Consider the following 14,686-nt stretch of genomic DNA (forward strand, 5'->3'; position numbering starts at 1 on the left):
GAGCTGCCCCGGGTGACGCAGCCGTTGCTGCTGCTGCGCAGCAGGGAGGACCATGTCGTACCGGCGTGGGACGCGGCGCCTCCGATGCGGCAGCCGCCGCGGCCCGGCCCACCCGCGAGGGGATGCCGCGGCCGGGCGGCTCAGCCGCCCGTGCGCCGGGCCGACAGGCCCGTGAGGATCAGCTCGGTCAGCCGTCGGGCCCAGTCGGCGTCCACCCGCTCCGCGCTGACGAGCGTGCGGTGCACGACGGCGCCCGCCACCACGTCGAAGATCAGGTCCGTGTCCCGGGACGCCGTCTCGGCATCCGGCGGCGGCGGGATCTCCCCGCGCTCCTCGGCGCGCCGACGGCCCGCCACGACGAGGCGCTTCTGCCGTTCCACGATCGCCGTCCTGATGCGCTGCCGCAGCGCCTCGTCGCGCGTGGCCTCCGCGATCACCGCCATCAGGGCGGTCTTGGCCTCGGGCCGCTCCAGCAGCGCGCCGAACTGCCGTACGACCGACTCGACGTCCGCCGGCAGGCTGCCGAGGTCGGGCAGTTCGAGCTCGTCGAAGAGGACGGCCACGGCGTCGACGACCAGCTCGTTGCGGCCCGGCCAGCGCCGGTACAGCGTCGTCTTGGCGACGCCGGCGCGGGCCGCCACGTCCGACATCGTCAGCCGCGACCAGCCGACGTCGACGAGCGCCTCCCGGGTCGCGGCCAGGATCGCGGCGTCGGCCGCGAGGCTGCGGGGCCGGCCGGTGCGTCCCTGGTGCATACCTTCGGGGCCCGTACGGGTAGACATGGGCCGACCTTATCGGCCGGCCGCTGTGAGCCAGGTCATGCCGTGATCCGCCCCGCGGCCACCGCGGGCCAGTTACGCTACGACTCGTAGCGAAAGCCCCTTCGAGGGCCCGAGCGACAGCCACGCGGCGCCGGTGGGGACCGGCTGCCACAGCAGGGCGGGCCGAGCGCCGTGGGGGCGCCGGGCCCGCGACCGGGGGCGGGCCCCCGGGAAGTTTCTGAACCGCGCGCGGAGGGGGGAGGATGTACCCATGCAGCCTAGGAACATGTCCATGAGTGGCGTCGTCGACCTCGCCGCGGTGAAGGCGGCCGGAGAGGCCAAGACCAAGGCGGAGCAGGCCCGCGCCGAGGCCGCCCGCAACGGCGGGCCCGCCGCCGTGCCCCCCTCCGCCCTCGTGATCGACGTCGACGAGGCGGGCTTCGAGCGCGACGTCCTGCAGCGCTCCACCGAGGTCCCCGTCGTCATCGACTTCTGGGCCGAGTGGTGCGAGCCGTGCAAGCAGCTCAGCCCCGTGCTGGAGCGGCTGGCCCGCGAGTACAACGGGCGCTTCCTCCTGGCCAAGGTCGACGTGGACGCCAACCAGATGCTGATGCAGCAGTTCGGCATCCAGGGGATCCCGGCGGTCTTCGCGGTGGTGGCCGGCCAGGCCCTGCCGCTGTTCCAGGGCGCCGCGCCCGAGCAGCAGATCCGCGAGACGCTGGACCAGCTCATCCAGGTCGGCGAGGAGCGCTTCGGGCTCACCGGCATCGCGGTGGACGCCGACGCGTCCGCCCCGGAGGCCGACGAGGTGCCCGCCGCGCCCCCCGGCCCCTACGACGCGCTGCTTGAGGCGGCCGTGCAGGCGCTGGACGCCGGCGACTTCCCCGGCGCCGTGCGCGCGTACCGCAACGTGCTCTCCGACGACCCGGCCAACACCGAGGCCAAGCTCGGCCTCGCGCAGGCCGAACTCCTCGACCGGGTCGGCGCGCTCGACCCCCAGCGGGTGCGGCAGGAGGCGGCGGACAACGCGGCCGACGTGGACGCCCAACTCGCCGTCGCGGACCTGGATCTGGCGGGCGGTCACGTGGAGGACGCGTTCTCCCGGCTGGTGGACGCGGTCCGCCGCACGGCCGGCGACGACCGGGAGAAGGCGCGGCTCAGGCTGCTCGAGCTGTTCGAGGTCATCGGCGGCGACGACCCCCGGGTGACGGCCTCGCGCGCCGCCCTCGCACGCGTCCTGTTCTGAGTCCCGCGGCCGGCCGGATCCTGAGCCCTGCGGCCCGCCTACGGGCCGTTCCGGGCAGGGCGCTTTACGACTGTGACGCCTGTGACAGAAGAGGAGTTGGCGGACCCGTGTGGCGGATGTGCCGATTCGGTGCCGCCGGAGGGTCCGCCTCCACTTTGCTCGTGCGGATTTGGCGACATGGGGACGATCGAAACCGTTCTTTGCCAATTCTTGACCTATATGGCTGCTGTTACTCGCAGTAAATCGCCGTTTCCCGTCTGACCGTTTTTGCCCCCGAATCCCGCGAGTCGTTCCCCCCGGTGGTGACACCGAGTGTGGTCGGACGGTCTCACTCGGTCGCCGAGCGGTTATCCGTCCGTTACTGGCTGGTAACGAGACCCCTTGTGCCGTGGCGCGTAATGCACCAGCATCGTCGACGCTCGGTCCAAACCGCACCGGCGCGGCGACCAGTCGTGTCCCCGAAGCTCTTTGGGTCCCCACCGAGCGGATCGGCGGGCCCGTGGACGCCGATCCTCCGGACAGGGGGGATCCCGCCCGACAGGCGGGACCTGTCCGGCGGTTGCGCGCCAGCGCGGCCAGTGGTGTCGCTCGGGGGATGATCGACCGGTGGATCGGCGCGGCTCGCGTACGACACAGCGGGCGCTCTCTTTCCGAGGACGTAGCACTTCTCCCCATCCCATGGCGGTCCCCACGTCCGCATGGCGATGTACGTCCGAGAAGGAGGAAATACATGCAGTCCCCAGTACGTGGTGGGACCAGATGGAAGCGCTTCGCGGTGGTCATGGTGCCGAGCGTGGCCGCGACGGCCGCGATCGGTGTGGCCCTGTCGCAGGGGGCGCTCGCCGCGTCCTTCAGCGTGTCGGGACAGGACTTCAAGGTCAAGGCCGAAAGGCTCGACGGCACGGGGTTCACCCAGTACGCGGCCGTCGACTACGGCGTCGAGGGCAAGGACGGCAAGAAGACCGCCCACCCCGTCGCGGTCAACGGCTTCAAGACGGCGACCATCACGAACCTCTGCCAGTCGGTCGTGGCGCCGATCCCGGGGTTCGGCGACGTCACCATGACGCTGAGCGCCGGCAAGGACGCCAAGCACCCGGTCACGGCCGAGAACCTCTACATCGACCTCGACCAGCTCGACAGCACCGATGCGACCTTCCACAACATCAACATCGGCCAGGCGGCCGGTACGACGAGTGACGGGACGCACGCGGGCATCGCGCCGGGCGACAAGGACAAGGTCGACGGCGGCTCGTTCGCGCAGGACGCGGACAGCGCGACTCTGACGGGTGTGCAGCAGCGGGCCTGGGCCACGACGGCCGGCACGTTCAACCTGAGCGGTCTGCACATGGATCTCGCCGCGGGCGACAAGGGGTGCTACTAGGCATCCGCCGGTGGGCGGGGCGGGCGGAGCGCGGGACGGCTGTCCCGCGCGGGCCGCGCGTCCCGTCCGCCACCCCTCCATCTCATGGCATGCCACCACGGCAATGCCGGTTCCAGGGAGCTGTTTTCCATGAGCGCCGAGACCGCGGACACCCTCGTGACCCCGGAGCGCGACGGCGGGTTCAGGTACTGGAGGCTGAGGTTTCGCGCCTGGCGCGGCAAGAGGCCGTTCTGGGCGGGGCTGTTCACGCTCCTCAGCGGACTGCCGATCGCCTACTTCCCCTACGCCCACCTCCACGTCGGCAACCTCACCCTCGCCCTGGCGACGACGGCGGGCGCAGGATCGCTGATCATCGGCGTACTGCTGTTCACGCTGGGCATGACGATGTGGTTCCACTCCATCGTCCGGGTCTTCGCCGGCGTCGCCGCCATCCTGCTCGCCCTGGTCTCCATCCCCGTCGCCAACCTGGGCGGCTTCGTCGTCGGGTTCCTCCTCGCCCTCGTCGGCGGTTGCCTCTCCGTCTCCTGGGCGCCCGGCCGTCCCTCGCAGGACACCGCGTCCGAGCCCGAACACCCGCTCGCGGGCCGGGTCGAGGACGAGAGCCCCGGGGCGGTGTTCAGGAACGCGGGCCCCTCGGGCGCCGACTCCCTGCTCCCGCCCCCTCGCGGGGGCGCGTACGAGTACGGCTACGAGGCGGACGAGACCCACGACAGCACGGCCAGGCCCAAGGGCGGGAGGCACAGTGCGGGATGACGAGACCGGGTCCCCGGCCGCGGCCGCGGCCGCGGCCGAGGAGTTCAGGAGAGCCGCGGGACCGCGGCACGCGGCGGCGCGCCACGCGGCGCCCCGCAAGAAGCTCCTGACGAAGTTCCACATGCCGGCCGGCAAGGCGATGATGCTGGCCGCCATGCCCACGGCGGTCGTCGTGGGCATGGGCCTCACGCCCCGCCTGGCGCTCGCCGACGCGGGCACGGGAGCGGCGAACCCGAACCCGTGCGTGAGCCGTTCGGACGAGCCGAGTGCGTCGGACTCGCCCTCGCCCTCCTCCTCGTCGCCGGCGAAGCCGGACCCGGGCACGAGCGCGAAGGCGGGCGGCGGCAAGAGCGACGACGGTACGAAGCCCGGCGGGTCCACCGACCCGAAGCCGGACCCGTCGTCGTCCCAGGGCGCCGGCGCGGGCGACTCGTCGCCCTCCTCGCCATCCCCTTCGCACACGCCCGACCCGGCGCAGTCGTCCGCGCCCGCACAGAGCGGCGGCAGCGGGAGCGGCAGCGGAGGCGGAGGCGGCGGCCTGCTCGGCGGGCTCGGCGACGCGGTGGGCGGCCTGCTCGGCGTGCACGGCAAGTCCTCGTCGTCGCCGGCGCCTTCCAGCACGCCGGCCCCGAGTTCCACGCCGAGCGCGGACACGCCGTCGGCCTCGGCGCCGTCGGCCTCCCACGCGCCGTCGAAGGACGACGCGTCGGGCTCGCTTCTGGGCGGCCTCACGTCGAAGACGCCCGCGGGCGGCAAGACGGGCGACGCGAAGGCCGGCGACAGCGGCAAGGGCGGCGGCCTGCTGAAGGGCTCGACCGCGGACCCGGGCGGCAAGACCGTCAAGGGCACCGTGGGCGGCCTGTCGAAGGCCAAGGCCAGTACGGCGGACACCAAGACGCAGGCCATGAAGGACCTGCTGTCGTCCAAGGGGATACCGTTCAGCGACGCCACCGCGGACGCGAAGGGCGCCGAGACCAAGGCGGACGGCGGGTCCTGCGACGACGGGCCCTGCGACAACCTGCTGCCCGTCCTCAAGCCGCCCTCGCAGGACAAGAACGCGCCGCCGATGGCCACCGACGCATGGCACCTGAGCAGCACCAACCTCGGTCTCAAGGGGCTGTGCTACCGGGGGCTCGTGGACATCACGACGCCGTCCGGAGTGACGAAGCGGGTCATGAAGTTCACGGCCGACTCGATCTCCATCGCCGACCTGCACCAGACGGTCGACAACAAGGACGGCAACGGCAACATCGTCACCCACACCCAGATCCAGACCAAGCCGGGCAGCACGTCCACGATCGACGGTCCCGTGACGATGTACACGGAGAAGCTGTCGGGCAACCTGCTCGGCCTGCTGCCGATCACCTTCTCGCCGGACTTCCCCCCGCCGATCCAGATCCCCTCGGTGTTCTTCACGAACGCCAAGGTGGACCAGGCGGGCCAGTTCGGCGGCACGCTGACGATGAAGGGCCTGCACAACTCCATAGGCTGAACGCCGCACGCGGCGACGTCCGGTGGCCCGCATCCCGCCCGGGGTGCGGGCCACCGGCGTGCCCGCCGGGCTCCTCGCCGCCTTCCTCGGGCCGTTCGCGGCGCTGGCCGCCTCACGCGCGCCGCCGGTCGAGTTCGCCGGGTCGTACGCGCTCGTGGCGCTCCTCGGACTCGTCGCCGTGCCCCTCGCGCTGACGGTCTCGCGCGAGCCGCACGCGCTGACGGTCTCGCGCGAGCCGCACGCGCCCGCCCCCGCCGAGGCCGGTGCCGGAGCCGGTGCCGGAGCCGGTGCCGGGGACGAGAGCGGGACCGGGGACGAGAGCGGGACCGGGCAGGAGAGCGGACCGGCCATGATGACCGCCCTGGTGTGCGCGGGCGTCGGCTGGAACTTCACCTACCTCGCCGGGACGGCGTTCCTGGTCCGCAGCTACGCCACCGGCCGGGGATCCCGCCTCCAGGCCGTCGTGGAGGGCGCCACGGGCGCCGCGTCCGTCGTCGCGTCCCTGCTGGCGGCGACCGCGTTCGACACCCTCGGCCGGCGGATGTCCGGCGTGCTGGTGCCGGCCGTCGCGGGCCCCCTGCTCGTGTGGCAGCAGCGGTACGCCCGCCGCAACGGCTCCGCCGCCGACGCGCTCGACCTGTCGGCGGCGGGCGCGGAGGCGTGAGCGGCGCGCCCCGCCCGCGCGGGCGCGACCGGACCCCGCACCGGGCGGAGTCCCGGCCGGCCCGGTACGCCCGCCGGTACCCGGGCCGGGCCCGCCGCCCGCTCACTCCAGGACGACGTCCGAGGTCTCCGGCGCCCAGACGAACGAGACGAGCGCGCCGAGGACGAGGAAGACGGCCAGCGCCGTCATCGACACGGAGAAGCCGAAGTGGTCGATGCTCATCGGCAGCAGGAACGTGCCGGCCGCCGAGCCGATGCGGCTGACGCCGTTCAGCAGGCCGACCCCGGAACTGCGCAGCGCCGTGGAGAACAGTTCGGGCGGGTAGACCTGGTCCAGGTTGGAGGCCGCGGACATGGTGAAGGTGAAGACGAGGAACAGCACGAAGAGCACGAGGCTCGGCCCGCCGGGCCACACGCCGAGCGGCCCGAGCGCGAGCGCCATGACGACGAACGAGCCGATCACGAAGCCGCGGCGGGAGAAGCGGGCCGTGAACCAGAGCCCGGCGATGCTGCCGAGCAGCAGGAAGACGTTGAGCAGCCCGTCCCCGAGGAAGCCCTCCTTGAGGTGGAACTTCGCCATGACGACGGGCAGGAACGTGTAGATCGCGAAGTACGGGATGACCTGGCAGTTGTAGTAGAGGATGCCGAAGGCCGTCTTGCGCCACTGGTCGGCCGAGAACAGCCGCCGGTACGAGGCCGCCGCGTCGCTCCCGCCCGCCGCCGGCGCGACGCCGCCCTCACGCACCGGCGTCACGATCGACGCGAAGTCGACGTTCCCGCCGATGTACTTCGCGACGACGGCCCGCGCCTCGTCCAGCCGCCCCTTGCTGACCAGCCACCGCGGCGACTCCGGGGTGCCGATCCGCAGCAGCAGCACCACGAGCGCCGGCAGCGCGCTGCTCGCCAGCAGCCAGCGCCAGCTGTCGCCGCCGTAACCCACCAGCCAGTTGCCGAAGAAGTACGAGCAGATGTAGCCGACCGTCCACATGGCGGTGAGCGACGCGAGCAGGAACCCGCGGTGGCGGCGTGGGCAGAACTCCGCGACGAGCGTCGGGCCGATCGCGTAGTCGGCGCCGATGCCGATGCCGATCAGGATGCGCAGCGCGAACAGCAGGCCGGGCCCCTGCACCCAGAACTGCGCGACCGAGGCCAGCGTGATCAGCAGGAAGTTCAGCATGTACAGCTGCTGGCGGCCGATCCGGTCGGCGAGCCAGCCGAGGGTGATGCTGCCCACGAAGATGCCGATGAGTGCCGAGGCCCCGAGCAGGCCCTCCCACACCGAGCCGAGGTGCATCTGCGGGGTGATCAGGGTCAGCGCGATCCCGATGACGCCGAGCTGGTAGCCGTCGGAGAAGTTCGCCCCGAAGGTGAGCGCCGTGATCTTCAGGTGGAATCTGCTGAGGGGCGCGTCGTCGAAGGAAACCCCGGCCGGCTGTGCGGCCCGCGTCGTCAGGTCGTGATCAGGCATCGTTCCACTTGGTCCCATCCGCGGGGCTCGGCCGCCGGGCCCGCCCTCTTGCCAAGGTCCTGAATAACAAGTTTCATGGAGCCTCATTGATGAATGAATAGTTGTCAAGGAGGTGAACGGCATGGACTCCAGCCACGTCCGCGTCGACGGACGCGGGCTGCGGTGCGACGACGTCGTCCGCGTCGCGCGCCGCGGCGCGGCGGTCAGCCTCGACCCGAAGGCGCTGGAACGCGCCCTCCAGGCGTACCGGGTGGCACGGGACAGCGAGACGAAGCGGGCCGTCTACGGAAGGACGACCGGCGTCGGCGCCAACCGCCACGAGGTCGTCGACCCGGACGCCGTCGACCAGCACGGACTGCGCCTGCTGCGCAGCCACGCGGGCACCTCCGGCCCGCGTTCCCCGGAGGACACGGTACGGGCCACGCTGCTCATCCGCCTCAACCAGCTCGCGGCCGGCGGCAGCGGCGTCCACCCCCGGCTCCTCGAAGCGCTCGCCGCCGCGCTGCGCGCCGGCGCCATCCCGGCCCCGCACTCGCGCGGCTCCATCGGCACCGGCGACCTCGGCGCCCTCGCCGAGATCGCGCTGACCCTCGCGGGCGAGCGGCCCTGGGGGAGCGGCTCCCTCGAACCCGTGCCGATCAGCCCCGGCGACGCCCTCGCCTTCATCTCCAGCAACGCCGCCACCCTCGCCACCGCCCTGCTCGCCTGGTCCGACCTCAGCAGGCTGCTGCGCGCGAGCCACGCCGTCGCCGCGCTGTCCTACGTCGCGATGAACGGCTCGCCCGAGGCGTTCGCCACCCGTGTGCACGAGCAGCGCCCGCACCCCGGCTCGGTGCGGTGCGCCGCCGAGATGCGCCGCCTGCTGTGGGGCGACGCCGAGCCCGCGGACGGCGCCCGCCTCCAGGACCCCTTCGGGCTGCGCGCCTTCCCCCAGGTCCAGGGGCCCGCGCTGGAGGCCGCGGACGCCCTGCGGGGCATCCTGGAGATCGACATCAACGCGGCGGCCGAGAACCCGTTCATCGACGCCGACAGCGGCCGCGTCTACCACCACGGCCACTTCGCGACCTCGCACCTCGCGCTCGGGCTCGACCGGCTGCGCGCCGCCCTGCACCACGTGGCCGAGCTGTCCAGCGCCCGCCTGAGCGACCTGGTGGAGCCGGACCTGACCGGCCTCGCGCCGTTCCTCGCCGACGGGCCCTCGGGCAGCTCGGGGATCATGATCCTGGAGTACGTCTCGCACGACGCGCTCAGCCGGCTGCGGCACGCGGCGGCGCCCGTCACCCTCGGCACGGCCATCATCTCCCGGGGCCTGGAGGACCACGCGAGCTTCGCCTCCCAGGCCGCGCACAGCACGGCCGAGGCCGTCAGCGCCTACCGCACGGTCCTCGCCTGCGAGCTCGTCGGCGTGGTGCGGGCGCTGTCGCTGCGCCCCGTGGACCTGCCGGACACCCCGGTGGCGGAGGCGCTGCGGCGGGCGCAGCAGGCGCTGCCGCTCGTGCGCGAGGACCATCCGCTGACCGCGGAGATCGCCGCGGCGGAGAACATCGTCCCGTTCCTCGCGGACCTCTGAGGTCCGGGGCGAGAGGGAGGACCCCGCCGACGCGAACGGGCCGCGCCCCGGCCGTACCCGCGTGGGGTACGGAAGGGACGCGGCCCGTCGGCTGCGCCGTGCGATGCGGTGCGGTCGGCGGGCGGCGCGGATCGCGCGCCGCCGCCGGAGCGGGCGTCAGCCCTGCGCGCCGCCCAGGTGGTGGACCCGGACCATGTTGGTGGTGCCGGGGACCCCGGGGGGCGAGCCGGCCGTGATGACCATCGTGTCCCCGTTGCCGAAGCGCTGGAGCTTGGACAGCTCGGTGTCGACCAGCTCGACCATCTCGTCGGTGGTGCCCACCCACGGCACGATGAAGGACTCGACGCCCCAGCTCAGCGCGAGCTGGTTGCGCGTCGACTCGTCCGTGGTGAAGGCGAGAATCGGCTGGCAGGCGCGGTAGCGCGACAGGCGGCGCGCGGTGTCGCCCGACTGCGTGAAGGCCACCAGCGCCCGGCCGTCGAGGAAGTCCGCGATCTCCGTGGCCGCGCGGGCCACGGCGCCGCCCTGCGTGCGCGGCTTGCGCCCCTCGACCAGCGGCTCCAGGCCCTTCGAGAGCAGCTCCTCGTCGGCGGCCGCGACGATCTTCGACATCGTCTTGACCGTCTCGATCGGGTACGCGCCGACCGAGGACTCGGCCGACAGCATGACCGCGTCCGCGCCGTCCAGGATCGCGTTGGCGACGTCGGAGGCCTCGGCGCGCGTCGGGCGCGAGTTGGTGATCATCGACTCCATCATCTGGGTCGCCACGATCACCGGCTTGGCGTTGCGGCGGCACAGCTCGATGAGCCGCTTCTGCACCATCGGGACCTTCTCGAGCGGGTACTCGACGGCGAGGTCGCCGCGGGCCACCATGACGCTGTCGAAGGCGGCGACGACCGCCTCCATGTTCGCCACGGCCTGGGGCTTCTCGACCTTGGCGATCACGGGGACCCGGCGGCCCACCTCGTCCATGACCTTGTGGACGTCCACCACGTCCTGCGCGTCCCGCACGAAGGACAGGGCGACCATGTCGCAGCCCATCCGCAGGCCGAAGCGCAGGTCCTCGATGTCCTTCTCGGACAGCGCGGGGACGTTGACCGCGGCGCCGGGCAGGTTGATGCCCTTGTGGTCCGAGATGACACCGCCCTCGACGACCATGGTCCGCACACGGGGCCCGGAGACCTCGACGACCCGCAGCTCGACGTTGCCGTCGTTGATGAGGACCGGGTCGCCCTTGGCCACGTCGCCCGGCAGGCCCTTGTACGTGGTGCCGCAGATGGACTTGTCGCCCGGCACGTCCTCGGTGGTGATGGTGAACTCGTCACCGCGCACCAGCTCGACGGGCCCCTCGGCGAAGGTCTCCAGGCGGATCTTGGGCCCCTGGAGGTCGACCATCACGCCGACGGCGCGGCCGGTGTCGGCCGCTGCCTGGCGGACGCGGTCGTAACGGCCCTGGTGCTCCTCGTGGCTTCCGTGGCTCATGTTCAGGCGGGCCACGCTCATGCCGGCCTCGATGAGAGCCTTCAGCTGCTCATAGGAATCAACGGCTGGGCCCAGGGTGCAGACGATTTTGGAACGGCGCATGAGGCTGATCCTATCGGTTTGTTTCCAGCCGGAATATTCCGTCTGGTGGAAACTACAAATGGGCGGCCCCCCGCTCAGGCGTGTTTATATGAAGGGTCCTCTTCGCGGGTGGCGAGCGCGAACGTCTGGCGCGCGATCTCCCTCTCCTCGTCCGTCGGCACCACGGCCACCGCGACCCGCGAACCGTCCGGCGAGACGAGCCGGGGCTCCTGCGAGCGCAGCGTGTTGCGCCGGCCGTCCACCGCCAGGCCGAACCCTTCGAGACCAGCGACGGCAGCCTCCCGCACCTCGGCCGCGTTCTCACCGACCCCCGCCGTGAACACCACCGCGTCCACCCTGCCGAGTACCGCGAAGTACGCGCCGATGTATTTCCGCAACCGGTGGATGTAGATCGCGAATGCGAGTTCCGCCGCCCGGTCGCCCTCGTCGACGCGGCGCCGGATCTCCCGCATGTCGTTGTCCCCGCAGAGGCCGACCAGCCCGCTTTTCTTGTTCAGGAGTTCATCGACCGCGTCGACGGACATCCCCGCGACGCGCGCCAGGTGGAAGACCACCGCCGGATCAAGGTCGCCCGAGCGCGTACCCATCACCAGCCCCTCCAGCGGCGTGAGCCCCATCGACGTGTCCAGGCACCGGCCGCCCGCCACCGCGGAGGCCGACGCGCCGTTGCCCAGGTGCAGCACGATCACGTTGGTGTCCTCGGGGGCCCGCCCGAGCAGCTGTGCCGCGCGGCGCGAGACGTACGCGTGCGACGTGCCGTGGAAGCCGTAACGGCGCACCAGGTGCGCGTCCGCGACCGACGTGTCGATCGCGTACCGGAAGGCGTGCTCCGGCATCGACGCGTGGAACGCCGTGTCGAACACCGCCACCTGGGGCAGATCGGGACGCAGCTCGCGCGCGGTGCGGATGCCCGTGATGTTCGCGGGATTGTGCAGCGGCGCGAGCGGCACCAGCTTCTCGATCTCCGCCAGCACGTCGTCGTCGATCAGCGTCGGCTCGGTGAAACGCGGGCCCCCGTGCACCACCCGGTGGCCGACCGCCACCAGCTCCCGTGAGTCCAGGCCGAGGCCGTCCCGCGCCAGCTCCCGCGACAGGGCCCGCAGCGCCTCGCCGTGGTCGGCGATCCGCCCCGTGTGCTCCCGCCGCTCGCCGCCCGACGCGAGCGGGGTGTGCACGAGCCGGGAGGTGCGCTCGCCGATGCGCTCCACCAGGCCCGCGGCCAGCCGCTCGTCCCCGGCCATGTCCAGCAGCTGGTACTTCACCGACGACGAACCGGAGTTGAGGACCAGGACGCGAGCGGGTGTGCCCGGGGTGCTCATGCGGATTCTTCCTCCTGTGCTGCCTGTGCCTGGATGGCGGTGATCGCGACCGTGTTGACGATGTCCTGCACCAGCGCGCCGCGCGACAGGTCGTTGACCGGCTTGCGCAGGCCCTGCAGGACCGGGCCCACCGCGACCGCGCCCGCCGAGCGCTGGACCGCCTTGTAGGTGTTGTTGCCCGTGTTGAGGTCGGGGAAGATCAGCACCGACGCGCGGCCCGCCACCGCGGAACCCGGCAGCTTCGTCGCCGCCACCGACGGCTCGACGGCCGCGTCGTACTGGATCGGGCCCTCGATCCGCAGCTCCGGATGCGCCGCCCGGACCAGGCCGGTGGCCTCCCGCACCTTGTCGACGTCCGCGCCCGTGCCCGACTCGCCCGTCGAGTACGACAGCATCGCGATCCGGGGATCGACGCCGAAGCGCGCCGCCGTCGCCGAGGCCTGTGCGGCGATGTCCGCGAGCTGCGCCGCGTCAGGGTCGGGGTTCACCGCGCAGTCCCCGTACACGAGCACCCGGTCGGCCAGGCACATGAAGAACACCGACGAGACGATCGAGGCGCCCGGGCGGGTCTTGATGATCTCGAAGGCGGGCCGGATGGTCGCCGCGGTCGAGTGGACGGAGCCCGACACCATGCCGTCCGCGAGCCCGGCCTCCACCATCAGGGTGCCGAAGTAGTTCACGTCCGCCACCACGTCGTACGCCAGCTCCACCGTCACGCCCTTGTGCGCCCGCAGCTGCGCGTAGCGCTCCGCGAAGCGCTTGCGCAGGTCCGAGGTGGCCGGGTCGACCAGCTCCGCGGCGCCGAGGTCCGCGCCGAGGTCCGCGGCCTTCTTGCGGATGGTGTCGGGGTCGCCGAGCAGCGTCAGGTCGCACACGTTGCGCCGCAGCAGCACGTCGGCCGCGCGCAGCACCCGCTCCTCCGTGCCCTCGGGCAGCACCACCCGGCGGCGCTGCGCGCGCGCCTGCTCCAGCAGGTCGTGCTCGAACATCATCGGCGTGACCCGTGTGCCGCGCTCCACCGACAGCCGTTCCACCAGGTCCGACGTGTCGACGTGCCGCTCGAACAGGCCGAGCGCCGTCTCCGCCTTGCGGGGCGTCGCCGCGTTCAGCTTGCCCTCCAGCGCGAACAGCTGCCGCGCCGTCGGGAAGGAGCTGTCGACGACGGAGACCACCGGCGTGCCCGGCGCGAGCCGCTCCGCGAGGCGCAGGATCGAATCGGCGGGGCGCTCGTTCAGCGTCAGGACGAGCCCCGCGATCGGCGGCGTGCCGGCGGAGTGCGCGGCCAGCGCGCCCACCACGATGTCCGCGCGGTCGCCCGGCGTGATCACCACGCAGCCCGGCGTCAGCGCCCCCAGCAGGTTCGGCAGCATCGCGCCGCCGAAGACGAACCCCAGCGCGTCGCGGGCGAGGCCCGCGTCGTCACCCAGCAGCACGGTGGCCCCCAGCGCGCGGATCACCTGGGCCACCGTCGGGGCGGCCAGGGCCGGGTGGTCGGGCAGCACGTAGCAGGGGACCGGCAGCTGGGCGGCCAGGCCGTCGGCGATCGCGTCGCGGTCCTCGGCCGTCACCCGGTTCACCACGACGGTCATCACGTCGCAGCCGAGCACCTCGTAGGCACGGAACGCGTTGCGCGCCTCCGCCCGCACCGACTCGGCGTGCTGGTCCTTGCCGCCCACCACGGTGATCACGGACGCGCCGAACTCGTTGGCCAGGCGCGCGTTCAGGGCCAGCTCGTCGGGCAGCTGCGTGGCCGCGAAGTCGGTGCCGAGCACGAGCACCACGTCGTACTCCCTGGCCACCCGGTGGAAGCCGTCGACCAGGCGGGACACCAGTTCGTCGGTGCCCAGCTCGGCCTGCAGGGCCGAGGCCTCCTCGTAGTCCAGGCCGTAGACGGTGTCCGGGTCCTGGGAGAGGCGGTAGCGCGAGCGCAGCAGGTCGAACATCCGGTCCGGCCGGTCGTGCACCAGCGGCCGGAACACCCCGACCCGGTCGACCTGCCTCGTCAGCAGCTCCATGACCCCGAGCTCGACCACCTGACGGCCGTCCCCGCGGTCGATCCCGGTCACGTACACGCCGCGCGTCACGCGTGCTCCCCTCATCCGTCCAGTCGTTGCGGTGCGCCGGCGGCGTCACCCTCGCGGTACGGGTCCCCCCGACCCGGCGCACCTCATCGTGCCGCCCGCGCCCGGACCCACGCCGGGTTCCCGCGAAAGGCCCTCCCCACGAGTGGTCCGGGCGTCCGTTTCGCGCGGGCACCTCCCCGCGCCCCCGCGCGCCGCCGCCACGCGCCCGGGCACGCCGTCCGGCGCGCCGGCCGGATGCCGGTGCCCGTGCCCTCGCGCCCCGGTCCCGTCGCCGGGGCCGGTGGGGGCCCTGTGCCCTCTTGACACTAACGCGGTCGCATGTGCACAGCGCTCCCGGAGTGGTCGAACGGGAGCGGGCGGGCGGG

Annotated in this window: 11 protein-coding genes and 1 pseudogene; 7 read left to right on the forward strand and 5 right to left on the reverse strand. The window is 72.7% G+C overall.

What is annotated here, in order from left to right; translation table 11 throughout:
* Window positions 1-78, forward strand: a pseudogene (locus L1885_RS11745) (esterase); the annotation flags it as partial.
* 62 nt (window positions 79-140) lie between these two features.
* Here L1885_RS11745 and L1885_RS11750 read toward each other — a convergent pair.
* Window positions 141-782, reverse strand: coding sequence for a TetR/AcrR family transcriptional regulator (locus L1885_RS11750; RefSeq protein ID WP_235797010.1), 642 nt, complete (start codon window positions 780-782; stop codon window positions 141-143).
* Window positions 783-1,032: 250 nt separating this feature from the next.
* Between L1885_RS11750 and L1885_RS11755 the strand changes: the two genes are divergently transcribed.
* From L1885_RS11755 to L1885_RS11775, 5 genes are all read left to right on the forward strand, one after another.
* Entirely contained in the window at window positions 1,033-2,007 is a 975-nt protein-coding gene (locus L1885_RS11755; RefSeq protein WP_235797011.1) for a tetratricopeptide repeat protein, read from the forward strand.
* A 730-nt stretch (window positions 2,008-2,737) separates the two neighbouring features.
* Window positions 2,738-3,388: a DUF6230 family protein gene (locus L1885_RS11760; protein WP_235797012.1), complete on the forward strand. Its 651-nt coding sequence runs from the start codon at window positions 2,738-2,740 to the stop codon at window positions 3,386-3,388.
* Window positions 3,389-3,517: 129 nt separating this feature from the next.
* Window positions 3,518-4,141 (forward strand): DUF6114 domain-containing protein, encoded by a 624-nt coding sequence (locus L1885_RS11765; protein ID WP_235797013.1) that lies wholly within the window; start codon window positions 3,518-3,520, stop codon window positions 4,139-4,141.
* Window positions 4,131-5,633, forward strand: a complete 1,503-nt coding sequence (locus L1885_RS11770) for a hypothetical protein (protein ID WP_235797014.1) — start codon at window positions 4,131-4,133, stop codon at window positions 5,631-5,633. Before L1885_RS11765 ends, L1885_RS11770 begins: the two co-directional genes overlap by 11 nt.
* Before the next feature lie 22 nt (window positions 5,634-5,655).
* Entirely contained in the window at window positions 5,656-6,297 is a 642-nt protein-coding gene (locus tag L1885_RS11775) for a hypothetical protein (protein ID WP_235797015.1), read from the forward strand.
* Window positions 6,298-6,399: 102 nt separating this feature from the next.
* Here L1885_RS11775 and L1885_RS11780 read toward each other — a convergent pair whose 3' ends face one another.
* Window positions 6,400-7,764: an MFS transporter gene (locus L1885_RS11780; RefSeq protein ID WP_235797016.1), complete on the reverse strand. Its 1,365-nt coding sequence runs from the start codon at window positions 7,762-7,764 to the stop codon at window positions 6,400-6,402.
* Between the two features lie 121 nt (window positions 7,765-7,885).
* Between L1885_RS11780 and L1885_RS11785 the strand changes: the two genes are divergently transcribed.
* Window positions 7,886-9,334: an aromatic amino acid ammonia-lyase gene (locus L1885_RS11785; protein ID WP_235797017.1), complete on the forward strand. Its 1,449-nt coding sequence runs from the start codon at window positions 7,886-7,888 to the stop codon at window positions 9,332-9,334.
* 156 nt (window positions 9,335-9,490) lie between these two features.
* On the opposite strand, the gene pyk is transcribed toward L1885_RS11785, so the two are convergent.
* The 3 genes from pyk to pta all read right to left on the reverse strand — a co-directional run bounded on the left by pyk (window position 9,491) and on the right by pta (window position 14,321).
* Complete coding sequence (pyk, locus tag L1885_RS11790; RefSeq protein ID WP_235797018.1) at window positions 9,491-10,918, reverse strand: pyruvate kinase; 1,428 nt, start codon at window positions 10,916-10,918, stop codon at window positions 9,491-9,493.
* A 74-nt stretch (window positions 10,919-10,992) separates the two neighbouring features.
* A complete protein-coding gene (locus L1885_RS11795) occupies window positions 10,993-12,237 on the reverse strand; it encodes an acetate kinase (protein WP_235797019.1) in 1,245 nt (414 codons plus the stop codon).
* Window positions 12,234-14,321, reverse strand: a complete 2,088-nt coding sequence (gene pta / locus L1885_RS11800; RefSeq protein WP_235797020.1) for a phosphate acetyltransferase — start codon at window positions 14,319-14,321, stop codon at window positions 12,234-12,236. Before pta ends, L1885_RS11795 begins: the two co-directional genes overlap by 4 nt.
* Between the last annotated feature and the right edge of the window lie 365 nt (window positions 14,322-14,686).

Source organism: Streptomyces fuscigenes, from assembly GCF_021556455.1.
GTDB classification, from domain to species: domain Bacteria; phylum Actinomycetota; class Actinomycetes; order Streptomycetales; family Streptomycetaceae; genus Streptomyces; species Streptomyces fuscigenes.

Excerpts from the sequence above, each read along its gene's own strand:
- L1885_RS11750 (WP_235797010.1), bottom strand. The coding sequence starts at position 782 with ATGTCTACCCGTACGGGCCCCGAAGGTATGCACCAGGGACGCACCGGC.
- L1885_RS11755 (WP_235797011.1), top strand. The coding sequence starts at position 1,033 with ATGCAGCCTAGGAACATGTCCATGAGTGGCGTCGTCGACCTCGCCGCG.
- L1885_RS11760 (WP_235797012.1), top strand. The coding sequence starts at position 2,738 with ATGCAGTCCCCAGTACGTGGTGGGACCAGATGGAAGCGCTTCGCGGTG.
- L1885_RS11765 (WP_235797013.1), top strand. The coding sequence starts at position 3,518 with ATGAGCGCCGAGACCGCGGACACCCTCGTGACCCCGGAGCGCGACGGC.
- L1885_RS11780 (WP_235797016.1), bottom strand. The coding sequence starts at position 7,764 with ATGCCTGATCACGACCTGACGACGCGGGCCGCACAGCCGGCCGGGGTT.
- L1885_RS11785 (WP_235797017.1), top strand. The coding sequence starts at position 7,886 with ATGGACTCCAGCCACGTCCGCGTCGACGGACGCGGGCTGCGGTGCGAC.
- pyk (WP_235797018.1), bottom strand. The coding sequence starts at position 10,918 with ATGCGCCGTTCCAAAATCGTCTGCACCCTGGGCCCAGCCGTTGATTCC.
- L1885_RS11795 (WP_235797019.1), bottom strand. The coding sequence starts at position 12,237 with ATGAGCACCCCGGGCACACCCGCTCGCGTCCTGGTCCTCAACTCCGGT.